The organism is Paenibacillus paeoniae (assembly GCF_003388735.1).
Taxonomy (GTDB): Bacteria; Bacillota; Bacilli; order Paenibacillales; family Paenibacillaceae; genus Pristimantibacillus; species Pristimantibacillus paeoniae.
In genome coordinates, this window is sequence record NZ_QUBQ01000005.1 from 38,438 (window position 1) to 57,741 (window position 19,304).

Annotated in this window: 14 protein-coding genes; 9 read left to right on the forward strand and 5 right to left on the reverse strand. The window is 50.8% G+C overall.

Annotation, left to right across the window (positions count from 1 at the left end; all coding sequences use genetic code 11):
* Positions 1-4 precede the first annotated feature (4 nt).
* The gene (locus DX130_RS20540; protein ID WP_116048590.1) at positions 5-874 is read left to right on the forward strand and encodes a metallophosphoesterase; all 870 of its coding nucleotides are present in this window, start codon (positions 5-7) and stop codon (positions 872-874) included.
* A gap of 504 nt (positions 875-1,378) precedes the next feature.
* Here DX130_RS20540 and DX130_RS20550 read toward each other — a convergent pair.
* On the reverse strand, positions 1,379-2,068 hold the full coding sequence (locus tag DX130_RS20550; protein WP_338068652.1) for a DUF421 domain-containing protein: 690 nt from the start codon (positions 2,066-2,068) through the stop codon (positions 1,379-1,381).
* 367 nt (positions 2,069-2,435) lie between these two features.
* On the opposite strand from DX130_RS20550, the gene helD reads away from it, so the two are divergent.
* The gene (helD, locus tag DX130_RS20555) at positions 2,436-4,853 is read left to right on the forward strand and encodes an RNA polymerase recycling motor HelD (protein WP_116048595.1); all 2,418 of its coding nucleotides are present in this window, start codon (positions 2,436-2,438) and stop codon (positions 4,851-4,853) included.
* Between the two features lie 48 nt (positions 4,854-4,901).
* On the forward strand, positions 4,902-6,395 hold the full coding sequence (locus DX130_RS20560; protein WP_116048597.1) for a DHA2 family efflux MFS transporter permease subunit: 1,494 nt from the start codon (positions 4,902-4,904) through the stop codon (positions 6,393-6,395).
* Positions 6,396-6,587: 192 nt separating this feature from the next.
* Here the strand turns inward: DX130_RS20560 and DX130_RS20565 are convergent, their stop codons facing one another.
* Positions 6,588-7,685, reverse strand: coding sequence for a ParB/RepB/Spo0J family partition protein (locus DX130_RS20565; protein WP_116048599.1), 1,098 nt, complete (start codon positions 7,683-7,685; stop codon positions 6,588-6,590).
* 195 nt (positions 7,686-7,880) lie between these two features.
* On the opposite strand from DX130_RS20565, the gene DX130_RS20570 reads away from it, so the two are divergent.
* Positions 7,881-10,616: a hypothetical protein gene (locus tag DX130_RS20570; protein ID WP_116048600.1), complete on the forward strand. Its 2,736-nt coding sequence runs from the start codon at positions 7,881-7,883 to the stop codon at positions 10,614-10,616.
* A gap of 761 nt (positions 10,617-11,377) precedes the next feature.
* On the opposite strand, the gene thiD is transcribed toward DX130_RS20570, so the two are convergent.
* Positions 11,378-12,202, reverse strand: coding sequence for a bifunctional hydroxymethylpyrimidine kinase/phosphomethylpyrimidine kinase (gene thiD, locus DX130_RS20580; protein WP_116048603.1), 825 nt, complete (start codon positions 12,200-12,202; stop codon positions 11,378-11,380).
* Between the two features lie 162 nt (positions 12,203-12,364).
* Here thiD and DX130_RS20585 point away from each other — a divergent pair, with 162 nt between their 5' ends.
* Both DX130_RS20585 and DX130_RS20590 read left to right on the forward strand, forming a co-directional pair.
* Complete coding sequence (locus tag DX130_RS20585; RefSeq protein ID WP_116048605.1) at positions 12,365-12,874, forward strand: CYTH domain-containing protein; 510 nt, start codon at positions 12,365-12,367, stop codon at positions 12,872-12,874.
* A gap of 35 nt (positions 12,875-12,909) precedes the next feature.
* On the forward strand, positions 12,910-13,674 hold the full coding sequence (locus DX130_RS20590; RefSeq protein ID WP_116048607.1) for an AAA family ATPase: 765 nt from the start codon (positions 12,910-12,912) through the stop codon (positions 13,672-13,674).
* A gap of 115 nt (positions 13,675-13,789) precedes the next feature.
* Here DX130_RS20590 and DX130_RS20595 read toward each other — a convergent pair whose 3' ends face one another.
* Positions 13,790-15,178, reverse strand: a complete 1,389-nt coding sequence (locus DX130_RS20595) for a DUF5808 domain-containing protein (protein ID WP_116048608.1) — start codon at positions 15,176-15,178, stop codon at positions 13,790-13,792.
* A 90-nt stretch (positions 15,179-15,268) separates the two neighbouring features.
* Between DX130_RS20595 and DX130_RS20600 the strand changes: the two genes are divergently transcribed.
* Complete coding sequence (locus tag DX130_RS20600; RefSeq protein WP_116048610.1) at positions 15,269-16,255, forward strand: Gfo/Idh/MocA family protein; 987 nt, start codon at positions 15,269-15,271, stop codon at positions 16,253-16,255.
* Position 16,256: 1 nt separating this feature from the next.
* The gene (locus DX130_RS20605) at positions 16,257-16,970 is read left to right on the forward strand and encodes a DUF4085 family protein (RefSeq protein WP_165861385.1); all 714 of its coding nucleotides are present in this window, start codon (positions 16,257-16,259) and stop codon (positions 16,968-16,970) included.
* A gap of 13 nt (positions 16,971-16,983) precedes the next feature.
* Here DX130_RS20605 and DX130_RS20610 read toward each other — a convergent pair whose 3' ends face one another.
* Complete coding sequence (locus DX130_RS20610) at positions 16,984-17,958, reverse strand: aldo/keto reductase (protein WP_116048613.1); 975 nt, start codon at positions 17,956-17,958, stop codon at positions 16,984-16,986.
* Positions 17,959-18,126: 168 nt separating this feature from the next.
* Here DX130_RS20610 and DX130_RS20615 point away from each other — a divergent pair, with 168 nt between their 5' ends.
* Complete coding sequence (locus tag DX130_RS20615; protein ID WP_116048615.1) at positions 18,127-19,119, forward strand: lipoate--protein ligase; 993 nt, start codon at positions 18,127-18,129, stop codon at positions 19,117-19,119.
* Positions 19,120-19,304: the final 185 nt, after the last annotated feature.

Consider the following 19,304-nt stretch of genomic DNA (forward strand, 5'->3'; position numbering starts at 1 on the left):
AGAGATGAGCAGAACAAAGAGATGGTTGCTTATCTATTTGCCTGCTGCCATTGTACTGTGCATTTATTTTCTGTATGCGCAAAACAATTCAATTGTCATCTCGACCTATAAGGTTGCAAGTGACAAGCTGCCAAGCGATTTTGATTCCTACCGTATTGTGCAGCTATCCGATCTTCAGAGCAAGGAGTTCGGCAAGGAACAGCGCCCGCTGATTCGCAAGGTTCAGAAGCTGGATCCCGATATAATTGTCTTCACAGGAGACCTTGTGGATCAGCGGCATTATGATGGAGAGGCCAGTTTTAAGCTGATGGAAGGCTTGGTGAAGATTGCTCCGGTGTACTTTGCGAGAGGCAATCATGAACGGGGAGCGAGGGGATACTCTTCGGAACTGGAGGAGCGACTGCTCGCGCTAGGCGTCCACATTATGAAGAATGCTCATGAGGATATTCCGATCGGGGATGGCGTATTCCGGTTGGTTGGAGTAGACGATCCTACGTATAACCACAGGGGAGATGGCGATGCGGACAAGATGAACGCTCATCTGGCCGAAGCGCTGGGGGATACCGACGGCTCGGATCCCTTTACGGTGCTCCTGTCCCATCGCACGGAGCTATTCCCTGTATATGCCGAGAACGGTATTGATCTTAGCTTGACGGGACATGCCCATGGCGGCCAGATTCGCATTCCGTTCAAAGGCGGGGTGTTCGCTCCCGGGCAAGGGGTATGGCCTGCATGGACGGACGGGATGCATGAGCTTGGCGCTAGCTCCATGATTGTCAATCGTGGACTTGGCAACAGTCGATTCCCGATGCGCTTATTTAATCAGCCCGAGATTGTGCTGGTTGAGTTGATCGATGAGCGATCGGCGGAGTAGAGGTACGCAACCGGTTGCTGCGAAAAAGAGGCGAATGACCCTTAGGAATCGCCAATTCGTCCGTTCTATGATCCGCATACGCTAACGTATATGGCGAGATAGATGAACAGAGAAGGCGGATGATGGTATGCCCTGTTGCCTCGGAAATGTGCAGATTTTCAAAAATGAAGGCACGATCATATTCGGGAATATACGGCAGTACGCCCCCAGCACGAATACGGTATCGACGGAGTCGCCTGAGGAAGCTGAGGAAGAGAATCAGGGAGAAGGCTCAGCGAGCGTTTCGAGACGGCGGCGTGAGACGCGACATTCGCGAGGCCGCCGTGCAAGCGCAGCACCGCCCAGAAGCAAAAAGGGACCCGCTGCAACGGGCAGCGGGCCAAAAGGTATATATTATAAAAAAGGGGGTCGAGATTTATTATATGCCCCTTTCATTAATGGACGATGAACGCAATGTTTCAGTTTCGTTACAAATGTTGGGCAGGCTTTCCACCTGGCGTTCATTTAACGGAAAAATGCTTTTATTTTTGGTTCCTGATGATAGGATGTGACGGTCAATTCCTTGTTTTCGTTCAAGGAAGCGAAGAATACGTCTCCTATTGTCAGGTTCTTTTCTTTGAGAGCATGCTCCAGCCAATTCACGCTAAGATGAAGCGCGTCAAGCGTGAGCAATTGAGGTTTCCCTTCTTTAATGACCGCGTAGGAAAGGCCAAGCGAGCCGTTTGGCACGCCTAGCATGGATGGCGTCGCTTCCTGATGGACCGCTTTTTTCAACACGCTTAATTCGCCGTTCCCCTCCAAAATCGCCGCTTCTACCAGCGCAGCATCGAAAATCCCCTGTTCTCTCAGCATACGCAAAATATCATCCACGCTATACTGAAGCTTTCGCAGATTGGAGCGGAGGAACTGGCCATCCTTTAGCACCACAACGGGCTCGAATGTCATCCACTTTCCGAACTTGCCGCTTTTGATCAACAGATAGGAGAATAGCTTCTGCATAATGGCAATGGCCACAATGGCTACGGCAGTATGGATGTGCTGAACTTTCGGATCGGCTATATCGGCGCCTACAACAGAGCCAAGCGACAAGAAGATAAGGAAGTCGAAGACGGGAAGCTGCCCGATCGAACGCCTGCCCATAAAAAGGGTAATGGCAAGGAGCAACGGATAAATGGTATAGATACGGCCGATCACATGAAGTGAATCTTTAAGTATAGCCAGCGTTCATTCCTCCCGGTTGAACAATATGGAGCGGGCATTCGTTCCCAGAATAAGTTGCTCAGCCTGAATAGGAAATATGCGCTGATAGGCGCGTAAAGTGGAAAGACGACCATACCTCCCCTAAGTTGGGGTTATGATCGTCTTTTAGTAGTTCAGCATGTCAGAAAATAACACGAAAAAATCTATTGAACGCAAAAAATCGCCATGATATAATCTATAGCGAATTAGAACGATTATAGAGTTCAGTTTTATTCCCACTTTAATTGTACATCTGTAGTTTTGTTTTGTCAATGTACTTTTCGGAATACCAATAAATAGAAAAAGGAGAGTGTTCAGAGAGATGGAAGCGAATCATTGGCGGCAGGAAAAGGAACGTCTGGAGCGGGTCAGAAAGAAGCTGCAGGCGAACATTGCTGAACTAGAACCGGAAGTTGCCGGGCTGAGTGATCAGGCTACAGATATCCGCAAGCGATTTTGGGAAGAAGTGACGATCAATACAAGTACGTATGAAGATTTTGAAGAAAGCTTTTACTCGATTAATCAGCAGTCCGCGATACTGGCCGAACGAGAGCGCGGTCACAAGCTGTTGATGCAGCAATGGAAGAACATGAATCGTCTGCTTCCGTCTCCGTATTTCGGACGCATCGACTTTAAGGAGGATGGCCTTGGCCCCAGCGAGCAAGTCTATATCGGCGTGTCATCATTTCTTAACGAAGACGGATTGAGCTTTCTGGTTTATGACTGGCGCACGCCAATTGCAAGCCTGTACTACGACTGCTCGCCTGGCCCAGCGTCTTATGTGACGCCATCGGGAGCAATCGAAGGGACGATGGAACTCAAGCGGCAATATCAGATTCATAATGGGCAAATCCGCAATATGTTTGACGCGAGTGAAACGATAGGGGATGAATTGCTGCAGCAAGTGCTCGGCAAAGGTGCAGACTCGCAGATGAAGAGTATCGTGGCCACGATCCAGAAGGAGCAAAACGCCATTATCCGCAATGATACAAGCCGGATGCTTATCGTGCAAGGAGCGGCCGGCAGCGGCAAAACTTCAGCGGCATTGCAGCGGGTGGCGTACCTGCTGTACAAACACCGCCAATCCATAAAGGCTGACCAGATCGTACTATTTTCTCCGAATACGATGTTTGCCAGTTATATCTCTACCGTTCTTCCGGAGCTGGGTGAAGAGAATATGCAGCAAACGACGTTCCAAGAGTATCTCGACTACTGGTTAGGTGACTCGCTCCAGCCGGAAGATCCATTCAATCAAATGGAATATGTACTGACTGCACAAGGAGAACCAGGGTATAAGGCACGTCTACAGGGGATGACATACAAGTCGTCTGAAGCTTTTCTGCTAGACCTGCAGAGCTATGGAGTGTGGCTGGGGCAGAAAGGCATGCGCTTCAACGGCATTCGCTTTCGGAATCGCAATTTGATAACCGCAGAGCAAATGAGAACGAAGTTTTACGCGTATGAACGTTCCCTGCCGTTGTTCAACCGGGTCGCTCTGATGCAGGAATGGCTGCTGAATGAACTGGCTTCGCTGGAGCGCAGGGAGCGGGAAGCGCCTTGGGTGGAGGAGGAGCTGAGTTACCTGGATTCCGATCAATATGCGGAGGCATTCGGAATGCTGCATAAAGAGAAGGAGTTATTCGACCTTACAGAGCATTTCACATCCGTTCGCGAGAAATTGAGCAACAAGCGCCGGGAAGATGAAGGCGACTTTGAATTTGCTTCGAAGGAGGAGGAGCTGCTCCGCCGAAGAGTCGTGAAAGAAAGCTTTAAACCGCTAAGGAAAGCGGTGAAAAAGTTCTTGTTTGTAGATATTAAAGGCATATACGAGCAATTGTTCAAGGGAGAGGCCGCTTACCGGGAGAGGACCAATAGGGCAGAGCTTCCTGATCAATGGTCTGACATCTGCAAGCAAACCAAAGAAAGGCTGGACCAGCAACAATTATTTTATGAGGATGCAACTCCATATCTGTACTTAAAGGAACTGATTGAAGGCGTTCGGACGAACACGGAGATTCGGCATATTTTTGTCGATGAGGGGCAGGACTATTCGTCGTTTCAATATGTGTATTTGAAGAAGCTGTTTCCCCGTGCACGGATGACGGTTCTCGGCGACTTCGGGCAGGCAATCTTTATGCAGGCTACCAGCTTGGATGCTCCCGATTCGCCACTCGTACGCCTTTTCGGTAAAGACGAGACAAGTCTGATTCGCCTGTTGCGCAGCTACCGTTCAACAAGAGAAATTGTTGAATTCACGAGATCGATGCTGCCGGGAGGGGAAGAAATCGCACCATTTGATCGGAGAGGCAGAAAGCCGCTTCTGGCTAGATTGAATGGCAGAGAGAAGCGTGATGCACAAATAGCGGCAGATATCGCTTCGCTCATAGCGGAGGGGTACGACTCCATCGCCGTCATTACCAAGACCGCGGCAGAAAGCCGGGATGTCCATGAGTCGCTTCGTATTCACGGTGTCGAAGCTCTGCAGCTCATAACAAAGGAGACAATGGATTTTAATAAAGGTGTGATGGTCATTCCTGTGTATCTTGCCAAGGGTGTGGAGTTCGATGCTGTTTTGGTTTGTGATGTTTCTCTTGATGCATACGGTCGAGACAATGAGCGGAAACTTCTATATACGGCATGTACGCGGGCCATGCACCGGCTTCATCTGTATACGACAGGCGACTGGTCCCCGTTCGTGCGGGCGTTGTCTGCGGATTTGTATGAGCAAGCTGCAAATTGACCATTCTATTGATCCATACAAAGCTCGCTGAGCAGAAAGCAGGGATCTATGTCCACTCCTACGCAATCAAAGCCGGCAGCAGCCGGTGAGGACAACTTCTCGTTGAAAGCCATTCTGCCGCCGCTTATGGCGATTATTGTCGGCATGATTATGGTGATACTGGACAGCACTGTCGTCAATAATGCCATTCCGAAGCTCGTAACCTACTTCGACACCGATCTGAAAACGATTCAATGGACCGTTACCGGCTATACGCTGGCTTTGTCCGCTGTTATTCCGCTTGCAGGCTGGATGACTGACAAATTCGGCTCCAAGCCTATTTTTATGACTACGATAGCGTTATTTACGCTCGGTTCTATACTGTGCGGCATTGCGCAAACGCCGGAACAGCTCATTATATATCGTATCATTCAAGGCTTGGGCGGCGGTATGGTAGGTCCGATCGGGATGGCAATGGTGTTCAAGCTTGCGCCTCCGGAGCGTCGCGGATCCATCATGGGCGTACTCGGCATTCCATTGCTGTTGGCGCCGGCATTCGGCCCTGTACTATCTGGTTGGTTGGTCGATTCGGTTAGCTGGCACTGGATATTTTTCATTAATCTTCCGATCGGCATTATCGCATTTATTCTGGGATATAAATATTTGCCGAAATCGGACCGCCATGCGGCTCCGCATCTGGACATCATGGGCATGTGTCTCGCACCGATTGCCTTCTCCATGCTGGCATACGGGGTAAGCGAAGGCGGTACGAGCTGGTCCAGCGCATCGACGATTACAGGCTTGACTGTCGGCGGCTTAGCGCTCATCCTCTTTATCTTCGTGGAGCTGCGGCAGAAGCAGCCATTGCTTGAGCTGAAAGTGTTCAAGTCTTCCGACTTTACACGCAGCATCATCTTGACGTGGGTCGTTCAGCTCGCGTTATTCGGAGCGATGTTGATCGTACCGTTGTATCTGCAAGGCGTCATGCACTATTCTGCGCTTGAAGCGGGCTTGATCCTGATGCCTTATGCACTTTGCGCAGCACTAGGCATGCCGATCAGCGGTCGGCTGTTCGATAAGATCGGCGCTCGCCCGCTCGCTTTTGGCGGTTTGACCGTTGTATCCGTCGCCTTGTACATGTTGTCCGGCATATCGGTGGATACCCCGTTACGGGTCATTATTCTATGCCTCTGCATGATGGGTCTTGGTATGGGATTCTCCATGATGCCCCTTAACACGCATGTCTTGAACGCTGCGCCGCGCCGTCTGGTGAGCCGCGTTACACCTCTCACTACAGCAGCACAACAAGTCGTTGTCTCGTTTGCAGTTGCGGGCTTGACGGGTTATCTGACGTCACAGATCGCTCTCCACGCCGCAAGCGCGGGAGCGGATGCGAATCCGCTAAGCGCTGTCGTCGCGGGTTACGGCGATACGTTCTTCCTGTCCGCGTGCCTTGTGACCGCGGCTGTCGCACTGACGCTACTTCTGCGCAAGCCGAAGCAGCAGGAAGAAGAGTCAACCGCAGGCGGGAATAATCCGGACCCGGCGATAATGGGTCACTAGTCTTGAATCCTTAAAAAATCTGCGATTCGCTAGTATGCAAATAGCCTTGGCCGTTAGTCGGCCAAGGCTATTTTTCTGCTGATCCTGTTGGTCTGTGAAGGATGATGTTGTATACGAGCATACTACGGTTTTTCGCAGAACATAGCTAACTTCTCGTCTTCCGTTACATCCAAGGGAACGGCTTCGCTTCGTTTAAAGCCGTGCCTTCCATTGGACGAGTTGCTTCTCCAATTGCGAAATGATGTCATCAATCTCGTGCGGGAACAACACTCCGCCGTTTGCTTTGTCGAGGGCGATGAGCTGAATTGTCAATTCACCTTGATGTTTCAACTGTGTCTGCAATTGCCCCAGCAATTCGGCAGGCTGCATGTCGACTGATGGAGCTGCAGCTTGTGCCGCAGGCGTGGCGCCTGAAGCTGCGGCGGAATCTGGATGTCCCTTTGAAGATGATGTGCTGGGTAGATCAGCAGGCTTGTTTTCGGTCGGTGCCGTACTTTGGCTGGCGCTGGATGCACCAGAGTGAGAGCTTGGAGCAGGCGCCTTCTGAGATTTAGGCTCCTCTTGCTGACGGGAGCGTTCCTTCCGGTTCTGCTCATACACCGACCAGGTTTCGATGAGTCCCGGCCCCGACTTGAGCAGCAGCTTTTCTTTGGTGCCCTCCGAGATTGTCTTGTCCTTGAACAGCTTTGCAATCTTCTTCACGTCGCTGACTGGAAGCTCGTCTCTGGCAGCGATCAAGGCCAGCGGATCGCGATGCTCCATAGGCAGATCCTTCAGCGGCATCAACTGATCTTCCGTCAGCTTGTCCTTGCGGATCTCGACGCCGCTGACGATCAGCTTTTTCACGGCATTGCTGAACTTCAGCAGCTCGCATTTATTTTTGATGTAGCTCTCGGGTTTCCCAAGCTTGGCCGATAGTAATTTCAACGAGCTGCGGAATCTTGAATCGTTCATCATCTTATCAAAGGCTTCCGCTTCTTCAATAGGAGAGAAGCCTTCGCGGGTCAGGTTTTCTGCAATCTGCTCCAGATAGATTTCCATTTCATCCGTTGTATTGGAGACAATGCACGGGATGGTAGCACGCCCGAGGCGTTCGGTCGCTTTGTAGCGTCTGTTGCCGTATATGATTGTGTAGCGTCCATTGGCGGCTGTTCTTACTTTGATCGGCGATAGCAAGCCAAGCTCATCAATGCTGCGCATGAGCTCTTGCAAGGCTTCCTCGTCGAATTGGTATCTCGGTTGGTCTTTATCTTCGTCTATTAGCGCTATAGGAAGTTCAACGATATCCACGTTCCATTCTCCTTCGTATCTGTCATTCTCGCTTGGAGATGTCCTGAAGGGACGACCCTATTATATAACAGGATAGGCTGTGCATGTAGAAGAAATTGGACTAGTATAAATGGTTTTGTAAAAAAGTGTAACAATTTCAAGATATGTACCGTCTACTAGGCTGAAACCATCACTAAGAGCATAAGGAGAAGATGAATGAATCGACAAATGATCTTGATGGCGCTCGTATCTGCGGTCATTATATTAATTTTGATTATTCCGGCTTTTGAGAGGGTGCCAGGCGGCCATCGGTCTGCGAACGAAGGAGCAGAGGCTGCGGCTGCAATAGAAGTTGAGATGGAACCGACTAGTACGCCGTTAGTCACGGGAGAAAGCGATAAGAAGGATCAGATCCCCCCTCTCAATGCTTACTTGGAGCCAGCGCCAGGCGGAATGCGTCTGGTGCTGGATGAAAAAGAGAGCCAATACGTGAACAGTGTAGCTGATGATGCTACAGGAGGGGTGTCCGTTCATCTGGTGGAACGTGAGGTGTATTCAGGGAGCGCCGAATTGGGCTGGGTAAAGCAGTACAACCTGGTAGTGGTGAGACCAGATACTGCTAGGATCGATACCTATCCTTTATACACAGAAAAAGCAATTGACCACGGCTTTTATCCTCCTATTGTCAAGCTCATGAATGAGCATCAAGCGATGTTTATTAAGCGATCCAAAGAAGGCGATGCGATAGAGTATCAGCTTGCCGTTGTTTTTTTGGGTAGTGGTAGCATCTATACGATGCCTACTTTTTGGAAGATTCATGCCGATAGCGAGGATGAACGCGACTTTCTGCTAAGCGCCCACTATGAATGGAATGAGGATGGGCATATCGTGGAAGTCATGCTAACGAGCTATGGGGGCAAGCGATGGCAAATGAACTTAAAGACTTTCAAGCTGATCGGCGACAGAGGGCAGACTTATCCTGGCGCGGGTGATCCCGGCAGCAGCCCACCCAGACCGCTGATGTATCCAACACCGGATCTGGAAAGATTCGTCTACAGGTTTACGGAGAAAGTTCCAATCTATATTAGCAATCACTTCATGGTTACGGATTCGAAAAGCGGCAAGGTCATCAAGCTGTTCAGCATAGACGATTCTTTGTTGCTGTCTAATTCCGGACCTGTATGGAATAAAGAGAGCAGCCGTTTTTATCTGGAATATGCGAAGAGCGGCGAGGAGATGGGGGTCGTATATGATACGGGCACGCTTGTTTTCGCTCAGCAAATCGCCTTTTATGATGCAAACGGAGAGAGGAGCCGCATACTTCATGCCGCAAAAGGAGAGCGGATCAGCGTCTTCAATTGGCTGGATGAACATCGTTTGCTGGTAGAGAGCTATCGCCCGGTTCAGAGGGCGAATGGGGGCTGGAGCAAGGGAGAGATTGCCTACAAGGAATATGATGTGCGAACCGGCAAGCTCACGGCCTACCGTCATGAGCAAGATGCAAGCAAGCTGGCTAATGGTGAGACGTTAAAACTTTGTACAGCTGGCGGAACATACGATTCCAAGGCGTTCGTGTATATCGATCAAAAGCACAAGAAAGTATGGACGCCCGATGTAAAAGGCTGGACGTATGAGTCCGATGGGAATCTGTATATCAATGTTTATGAAAAGGATAACCAGGGGCGTATTTTCAAATGGGATAGCGAGGAGAGGCAGCTTCAATTGGTCCATAGCTATAGCTCATCTGATCAAACGCTTCACCAGGCGATAGGCGGCTGGCTGATGCTGGGGGATCGCGGGCGGAGTTCCTTTCTCTATCTGAATACGGAGATGGATCCGGAACGCAATGCAGAAGGGCTGCCCGTATTATGGGGCAATATTAATCGTTTTAGCTTCAAGGAATGGTGGAATGAAGGGAATGAGGGGGTTGGCAGTCCCAAAATTCTTTCGGGGAATGAGGTGCGCGCGAAGGGGAAGAGCCGTTACGGCACGCTTAGGATTCGTTCTTCAGAAGGGGAACAATACTTAACAGATGGCGCAATAAAGCAATATTACGGCCAATATCAAGTAGATTTCACTACCAATGAAGGCCGCAACATTAGCTTGCCATTATTGGAAAATGTGGAGCTGGTGCTGGGGAAGCCCCTTGGCGAGATGAAAGTGTTGTCTTTTGACCAATTTGATCTGATCTTATTTCAGACCCATCAATCCCAGTTCAAAGGCTACACTTCGAAATCAAGTAATGTATACGTTTATGCCGTCACAGAGGGCGGAGAAGCGACTCCGCTTACCTTCCGCTATGCAAGTCCTGGAGGTATTCAGTCGGCTGATAGCATCGCTATCATGGATCAGGAAGCAACAATTACGCCATCGCGGCAAGCGCTGATTCTCCAATCTTATACGGATGGAAAATTTTATGAACTGATGTGGATGGCGGATGTGAGAGAAAAGACGTTTACTTTAACCGCTTTGAGGGATCGAACGGAAGAATATGCTGATCTGCGAACGGTTGTAGATCGCTATGCAAATCGCCTGGAACAGGCGTTGGGATTGACCGATATTGCTCTGCCGGAAGGCAAGATGGATGAGGCGAAGCTCCGCTCGCTCTTCACGGAGAAGGCGTGGAATAACCCGGGCTTCCAGCGGCTTAAGACCGACTTTGCCAAGCTCGAGAAGGAAGGTAATCCATCTCGTGCTTTTGCCTGGCAGCCGATTAACGCAAGGTATGACGAATATGGCAATATACGAGTTACGTTTACGTTTAATTTGTTATATTCGATTGGATGGGCCGCCCATCTGGAGGCTATTCTGAAGCTGGACGAATACGAATGGATATTCCATGATTTTGGGAATCTGGAAACAGAGTATACAGAAGGCTACAAGGAGCTTGACGATGACCTGGGCATGAAAGGGTACAACGGACTGGTTATCCCCAATGCGCTGGAGCGGTAATTATGATCCAGTCATTTGCGCCAGGGCAGCATATGAAGTCGTTCTGAGCGACTTGGAGCATGTAAGGCGAGGCAATGATGGAAGTTAAGTCGTTCTGAGCGACTTGGAGTGTGCAAGGTGAGGCGTTGACGGGAATTAAGTCGTTCTGAGCGACTTGGAGTATGTAAGGCGAGGCATTGATGGAAGTTAAGTCGTTTTGAGCGACTTGGAGTGTGCAAGGTGAGGCGTTGACGGGAGTTAAGTCGTTCTGAGCGACTTGGAGTGTGCAAGGTGAGGCGTTGACGGGAATTAAGTCGTTCTGGGCGACTTGGAGCATGTAAGGCGAGGCGTTGACGGGAATTAAGTCGTTCTGAGCGACTTGGAGCATGTAAGGCGAGTCGTTGACGGGAATTAAGTCGTTCTGAGCGACTTGGAGCATGTAAGGCGAGGCATTGATGGAAGTTAAGTCGTTCTGAGCGACTTGGAGCATGTAAGGCGAGTCGTTGATGGGAGTTAAGTCATTCTGAGCGACATGGAGTGTGCAACGTATGTGCAACCAGCATTACTAGGAGGACCTATTCAGGTCCTCTTTTTTCGTTATTCCGCAGCCCAACCATAGATTGGCATGTTTTTGATGAACTTTGATTGTATCGAGGGAGGCTGTCGTGAAGCGGTTGCGAAGAACGGCTACTTGTTAAGTTGAACGTACTACTTAATGCTTTATATTATGAAGTAGTTATCCATAATCCTTGTCGTGTAAGACTGAGCAAATCAGAGCGGTGCTAGCCGTTTTTATAATGTTTTCGATAAGCAAAATGGTTCGTAGGTCCGTGTCCTGCTCCGATTTCAAGCGAATGTTCGATGGCCGCATGGATGAACGATTTTGCCCGGTTAACAGAGTCATAGACGCTCATACCTTGAGCAAGCCCGGCGGTGATAGCCGCTGAGAACGTGCAGCCGGTGCCATGCGTATGGCGGGTATCGATGCGCTGATGTTCCCAATAATGAAACGCTGTGCCGTCATACAGCATGTCCACGACAAGGTCCCGCGTAGAGGGATCATGCCCGCCTTTTAGCATGACATGGTCGCTCCCCATTCCATGCAAGCAACGGGCAGCTTCCTCCCGATCGCTTAAGCTGACAATGCGTATGCCCGTCAACTCTTCGGCCTCTGGAATATTCGGCGTGATCATGACGGATAGCGGAATAAGCATCTTGATGAGAGCCGTCAAGGCCTCGCGCTGAAGCAGGGTTGAGCCGCCTTTTGCAATCATGACGGGATCGATGACGAGATGAGGGAAGCGGTAGCGGGCCATATTTTCAGCTACGGCTGCAATGATAGAGGCGTTGCCCAACATGCCTGTCTTGACGGCATCCGGCGGCAAATCTTCTCCTATTGAGTGCAGTTGCTCATTAATGATGCTCGCCTCCATCGGGTAGAGGGCTTGCACGCCTTGCGTATTTTGCGCCGTGATGGCGGTAATTGCCGACATTCCGTATACGCCCATTTCCTGGAAGGTTTTCAAATCTGCTTGAATGCCAGCTCCGCCGCCGCTGTCTGAACCGGCTATCGTTAACGCCTTGCGAATGACATGTGAAGGTTGCATAGTGGAATATTCCTTCCTCGCACATAGATTAGCTATTATTGTATCAGTGAGCAGCTTTCATCGAAATGAATTTTTTATTAACGATAGAAATACGCGGTTGATTCGTGCAGCCTAATTTGGTAGTTTGGAGAATAAGCGACCGTAGAGGAGAAGTGAATACGAATGGCATTGGAGATAGAACGCAAGTTTTTATTGCCCCGATTTCCGAAGGCGGAGATTGAAGCGAATGAATTGGTTATCCGATCGGAACAACGCATCGAGCAGACCTATTTGGCCATAGATGAAAATGAAGAGCTGAGAGTTCGTCGGCTGACCGACCTGGAGACGGGTCAAGTAACACATACGCATACATTCAAGAGCGGCAACGGCTTGGTGAGAGAAGAAGTGGAATACGGCATCTCGGCGGACATTTATGCTCAGATCGTGAGTGCTTTCGGCTTTACGCCGCTTACGAAAAACCGGATTACGGCTACATGGAACGGAAGAACGATTGAAATCGATAACTACGATCAAATCCATCTATCCGTTCTTGAAGTAGAGTTTCCTTCATTAGAGGAAGCGAACGCATTCCAAGCGCCGGAATGGTTCGGAGAGGATATTAGCTCGCAGAAGCAATATAGCAACAAGACGGTATGGAAGCAGCTTCAAGGCGAGAAGTGGCAGGACAAGTAGAGGAGCGGGCAACGATGCCAAAGGAGTGATGATACATGTCCATTCATGATAGAAGCGGGTTTCTGCGCAAAATTGCGCTGCTTCGGGATAGCGTACCTTCTTTCCGTCAATATCCGTTCAATTTGAATGCTGTGCGAGAGCTGGATGAGCTGGAGTTTCATCCGAAAGTAACCTACTTGGTAGGTGAAAACGGCTCAGGAAAGTCTACGTTAATGGAGGCGATCGCCGTAGCGCTAGGTTTTAATGCAGAGGGCGGCACGGTCAATTTCACCTTCCAAACAGAACCTACGCATTCGGAGCTTCACGAGTACCTGAAGCCGGTGCGTGGAGCAAGCCGACCGAGAGACGGCTTCTTCTTCCGTGCGGAGAGCTATTACAATTTGGCGACAAACATTGACGAGATGGATCGCGAGGGGAGGGGGCCGTCCGTCATATCTTCTTACGGCGGAAAGTCGCTTCATCAGCAATCGCATGGAGAGTCGTTTTTCTCGACCTTTCTGCATCGTTTCGGCGGGAACGGGTTGTATATTCTCGATGAGCCCGAAGCGGCGCTGTCACCATCCAGACAGATGGCGCTGGTCGCTCGCATGCATGATCTGATTCAGGATAACTCCCAGTTTATTATTGCGACTCATTCACCAATCGTGATGGCTTATCCGGATTCCGTTATATATGAATTAACTGCGGATGGGATCAGAACGACGACCTGGGAGGAGACGGAGCACTATGTTATTACCAAGCAGTTTCTGAACAATCGGGACCGAATGATGAAAGAATTGCTGGAAGACGGATTTGAGTAACCGGATTTGAGTAACGGTCAGTCGATAACCCCACACAGTGGTTGCAAGTGGGGAATCATAAAAGCTGGCCGCCCCCAAGGGACAGCCAGCTTCATGTGGAGGCAAGAAGAGCCCATTACAGGCCCGTCTGTTTCTTTAACTCTGCATAGAGGGCTCTGGTCTTAACCGGCTCTTCGTCATTGTAGATGACAACCAGATCATCGAGCTTCATCATGATGTACGGCGGTGTTTTTTTGAATATGTACAGCTTGGCAGGTCCAAGCTCGGCAAGTTTGAAGTTGCCCCTTGCAAAAGCGGATGTCGCGATGCCGTTTGTGCGGAAGCCTGTCGGCACAGCATCCTCAAGCGTCAGCTCTTTGATATCATCAAGCTCAAAGCTATAGGCATATTCGGTGTTTTTGATCGATACGGTCCCTTGGTCACTAATGCGCAATTCAGGCGGAGAAGAATCCGCTCGGATCATCATAAACGTTACGGGCAGAATGACGAGGGCCGCGAATATGAAGCTTCCGTAATAAATTCGCTTGCCGCCTTTGGTAGCCAGATTGACCGTTGAGCCTGTGCCGACTCGCTTAGGAACCATCACGGATTTATTCTGTGGATTATAGTAGGACAAGCCATGACGCCAATGCAGGTCATCATCTTCTGCATAGTAGCCCTTGCCATCGGTGCTGCCGAAGCGGTATTCCAGTTCCTTGACACGGTTGTGCACGTAATAGATGCCAAGTAGAGGGACAAGCGAGACCATCGCGATGCCGCCCATCCATAGATTGATATGGATCATCGTGCCTTCGGACAGAACGTTGTAGGCGATAAACGCGTTGAAGACCTCGAACACGGCCAGCAGCAGCCAAAAGATCGACCAGTAGCGTCTCGCAGCATGATGAATGGCGTTAGTCGCTACCGGATTTCGGCTGTAGGCCCGCGGCTTGCCGTGAGTGAAGCTGAGCGAAAGCAGCAGCAAGACGCCGGTCATGACTAGAGAGGCAAAACCGGTCAAGCGCAATAAGGGGTTGTCATGCGAGATGGATAGGGCGATCAGCGGAATGCTCAGAACAGCAGGCAATGCGAACCAATAGGGCGACCAAGGCTTCATGGCGGCCAGCCGGTTAATGTCCTTTTCAACGGTTATGTAGCGTTTCTTACCGACGAACCACCCCTCATCCCGTTTCAGCGCGACGGCCTTGTGATGGATGCCTTTAAATGGTACGGTGGAGGTGTAAATGACACCTGCGATCCATAAGAAGAAGTAAATGAAGGATAGCGAAAAGTAGGAACCCAGCCATAGCAAAGGAGCCAGTCCCAGCAGAGCTGCGACGGCATACCAGCGGTACGCTTGGCGGAATTGGTTCTGGAGCGCGGCGATGCGTTCATCCTGAAGCGCGGCTTCAGTCAGCTTAAGGCCGAACAGGATGCCGTTCTTCGGCTTTGCCTGTGTCCCGTATACAAGTAGAAAGATAATAAATACGATCAGACCTGGTATAAGCAAGATCAATGTGTCCAATACTCTACCTCCTGTTGGATATCTCTGTTGCTCTCGCCCAATATAATATAGAACATATGTTTTTGTCAAAATGAGAAGGAGCTGTTCAATATGATACGATTCGGCCTTATCGGAACAAACTGGATTACAGAAAGATTCCTGGCAGCGGCTAAGCTGCACGACCAATTCAACCTGACTGCCGTCTACTCCCGCACGGAAGAGACAGCCGCGGCATTCGCAGATAAACATGGGATTAAACATCGATTCACTGATCTGGACGCTATGTTCACGAGCGGGGAGATTGATGCCGTCTATATCGCCAGCCCTAACAGCTTTCATGCTCCACATGCGATTGCCGCGATGAATCGCGGTATTCACGTCTTGTGCGAGAAGCCTGCGGCGTCCAATGTCCGCGAGTTGAAAGAGATGATCGATACCGCGAATCGGACAGGAACGCTGCTGATGGAGGCGGTAAAGTCGACGCTTATGCCGGGTTTTGGCGCTATACGTGACAATCTGGAGCGAATCGGACCGGTGCGGCGTTATTTTGCGAGCTTCTGCCAATATTCCTCCCGCTATGATTCCTATAAGTCCGGCGAAGTGCTGAATGCGTTCAAGCCGGAGCTGTCGAATGGCTCTCTGATGGACATCGGCATTTATTGCATCTATCCCGCTGTTGCTCTGTTCGGCAGACCCCGTACGGTTAAGGCGGATGGCTACAAGCTGTCTACCGGCGTAGATGGAGAAGGCAGCATCATTCTGGGCTACGACTCTATGGATGCGGTGATGATGCATTCCAAGATTACGAGCTCGACACTGCCGAATGAGATTCATGGCGAGGACGGCAATCTGGTTATTAATAAAATTAGCGAGCCGGTACGCATCGAGCTTCATACAAGGGATGGGAAGGTTGAAGATTTGTCTAGGCAGACTGTGGAACATACGATGTTTTACGAGCTGGATGAATTTATCCGCTTATTGAAAGAAGGAAAGAGAGAGTCGTCGGTGAACACGCATGAGGTGTCTCTCATTACGATGGAGATTATGGACGAGGCCAGAAGGCAACTGGGCATTATCTATCCAGCCGATAGGGAATAGGATGAAATACTTCACGGCAGAGCTGTACCGGAAGATGCAGATTCGAGGTTTTCTCGTCTTTCATGAGAGTGAAGAGGACTATGCAGCCGACAGGCTATGGTATGTGGAGAATGATAGGGATTACGAGGCGGAATCCATGGCCTTCTATACCTATCTGGAGCCCATTATTACCCGTTATATGCCGCAGGAGCTGCAGGAAGCTATTCAGCGCGGCGAAGGTGACTTGACGGGAATAGACATGCCGTCCCCTGAATTTCGGAGGAAAGCCGAAGCATGGAAGCAAGAGCTTCAACGAGAGTGGGATGAGGCGCGGGATCTGTACTGGGCGCGCTACAAGGAAGTCGAATCTGAGCTGCCTGAAGAGCGCAGCATGATTCATCGGCTCCATGATGCCAAGATTATCGCAGAAACGATCAGCGCAGATGAAAAAAGCATCGAGCTGCTGCTGGATGGCAGCGGCTCGATGCTTGGTCATGATCACCTATTCCTTCGGTTCGAAGGAGTGACCCATTATGAATCGCTTAGCTCGTTGCTCGATAACAACTGGCTTTACGAGGAGCTGGATGTGAGCGGCAATGGATTCGAGCTGCGCGCTTTGCTATACACAGGCAGCGGCTTGCAGGACATGAATGAGCTTATCATCTCGGCAAGCCGCGTGACGGTCGTCACGGAGCACGCTGTTGAGTCCAGCTTCAGCGACGGGCAGTTGGACTAATCGGTCATCTGGACTAAGACAGCCGGTATACGGCGAACGGCTCGCCTTGCCTGAATGGTTCGCTGATCTCGTCCAACCGGGCAAGCGTCTCCGCGCTCAGTTTAAGGTCTACGCTGGCGAGATTGTCGCGAAGCTGGCTGACGCGCGTTGCTCCAACGATGATCGTCGAGACGGCAGGGCGAGCCATCAGCCAAGCGAGCGACAGCGTACTTGCCGTAGTGCCCAGCTCTGCCGCAAGCTCATTCACCTGACGCGCAAGCGTCAGGTTCCTCTCTTCCATGAACCGCTTGAAGCCGGGATCGGTATCCGCGCGCGAGCCCGCTGGCGCATCTTGCGCCGTAGCGTATTTGCCCGTCAGTATGCCGCCTGCCAGTGGGAAGTAAGGAATAATGCCGAGTCCTTGATCGAGGCATAACGGAATCAGCTCGCGCTCGGGCGTCCGGTCTGCCAGTGAGTAGCTCGTCTGCATGGACACATACGCATTCAGTCCCAGTTTGTCGCTGATGCCAAGTGCTTTCATAAGCTCCCAGGCGTAGTAGTTGGATGCGCCGACATACCGGACTTTGCCGGAGCGCACCATATCGTCGAGCGTCCGCAGCGTCTCCTCCAGCGGCGTCTCGGGATCGAAAGTATGAATCTGATACAGATCCACATAATCGGTTTTCAATCTCCGCAGACTGCCCTCCAGCTCGCTCATCAGATGACGGCGGGACGAGCCTCGCTCATATGCGCCTGCGCCACGGGGCAAGCCCGCTTTTGTCGTCAGCACGGCTTCATGCCGTCTTCCCTCCAGCGCGACACCAATTATTCTCTCGGATTCCGTTCCGGCATAAATATTGGCGGTGTCGATGAACGTAATGCCGCTGTCCAAAGCTTTATGAATGATATCGATCGAAGCACGCTCGTCGGACCGCTTGCCGAACGCATTCGTGCCAAGCCCCAAAGCGGACACCTTCAGCCCGCTATTTCCCAAACGACGGTATTCCATATGAGATCAGCACCTCCCGTTTTTACCCATTCTACTCCTCGTCCGGGGTAAAATCCATCCCGGTTGAACCGGAGCGCCACTCACGGGTATAATCTCCCTAAGGCCATACCTAACGAAATCATACTGGCCAAGCCAGCATGACTTCGACAACGCGAAGGAGGACGACTCATGCGATTCGTCAGCAACAACGGCATTACCGATCCGGCGCTTAATCTGGCGCTTGAAGAATACATTCTTCGCTCCTTGCCGAACGAAGACGATTATCTTCTGTTCTATATGAATGAGCCGTCCATTATTATCGGCAAAAATCAAAACACCGTTGAAGAAATCAACGCCGAATATGTGAAGGAGAACAATCTGCATGTCGTGCGGAGGCTGTCGGGAGGCGGAGCGGTCTATCACGACCTCGGCAACCTGAATTTCAGCTTTATTATGAAAGATGACGGAGGTTCATTCCATAACTTCAAGAAGTTTACGGAGCCTGTCGTCAACGCGCTGCGCAAGTTGGGCGTAGAGGCCGAACTGACCGGGCGCAATGACTTGCAGGTCGGCGAACGTAAAATCTCCGGCAACGCGCAGTTCCATACGAAGGGCAAAATGTTCAGCCACGGCACGCTACTGTTCGATTCCGAGATCGAGAACGTGGTGTCTGCGCTCAAAGTAAATGCCGAGAAGTATGTGTCGAAGTCTACCAAGTCAATCCGCAGCCGGGTCGCGAATATTTCAGAGTTTCTGACAGAGCCGATGACGACGGAGCAATTCCGGCACAAGCTGCTGCAATCGCTGTTTGAAGGCTCGGAAGAGATTCCGGTATACGAACTGACTGAACAGGATTGGGACAGGGTCCGCAAGCTGGCCGATGAACGCTACCGCAGCTGGGAATGGAACTACGGCCGCTCGCCTTCGTTCAACGTGCAGCAGCGTAAGCGAATTGAAGGCGTCGGCACGTTCGACGTCCGTCTGCAAGTCGAAGAGGGCATCATTACGGAAGCGGCGATCTATGGCGATTACTTTGGACGGGGCGATAGCACCGAGGTGTCGGAACGCCTTGCGGGCATCCGTTACGATGCGGCAGCGCTGCATGAGCTGACGGATAGCCTGGACCTGCCGTACTATTTTGGCGCTATTACGAAGGAACAATGGATGGAATTGCTGCTGTAGAAACGGGTATCGAAGGTATAGAAGCTACTGAGCCGCTTGCCCCTTGTATAGAGGGAACTGAAAGCAGCCAGTATGACGTTTTGATTGAAGAAGAGGCCAGCCGCTTGTCGGACTGGTCTTTTTGGCGGCTCAATGTATCCCGGCAGACACCATTTCGGCAAAATATGAGATATTGACTAACGAGT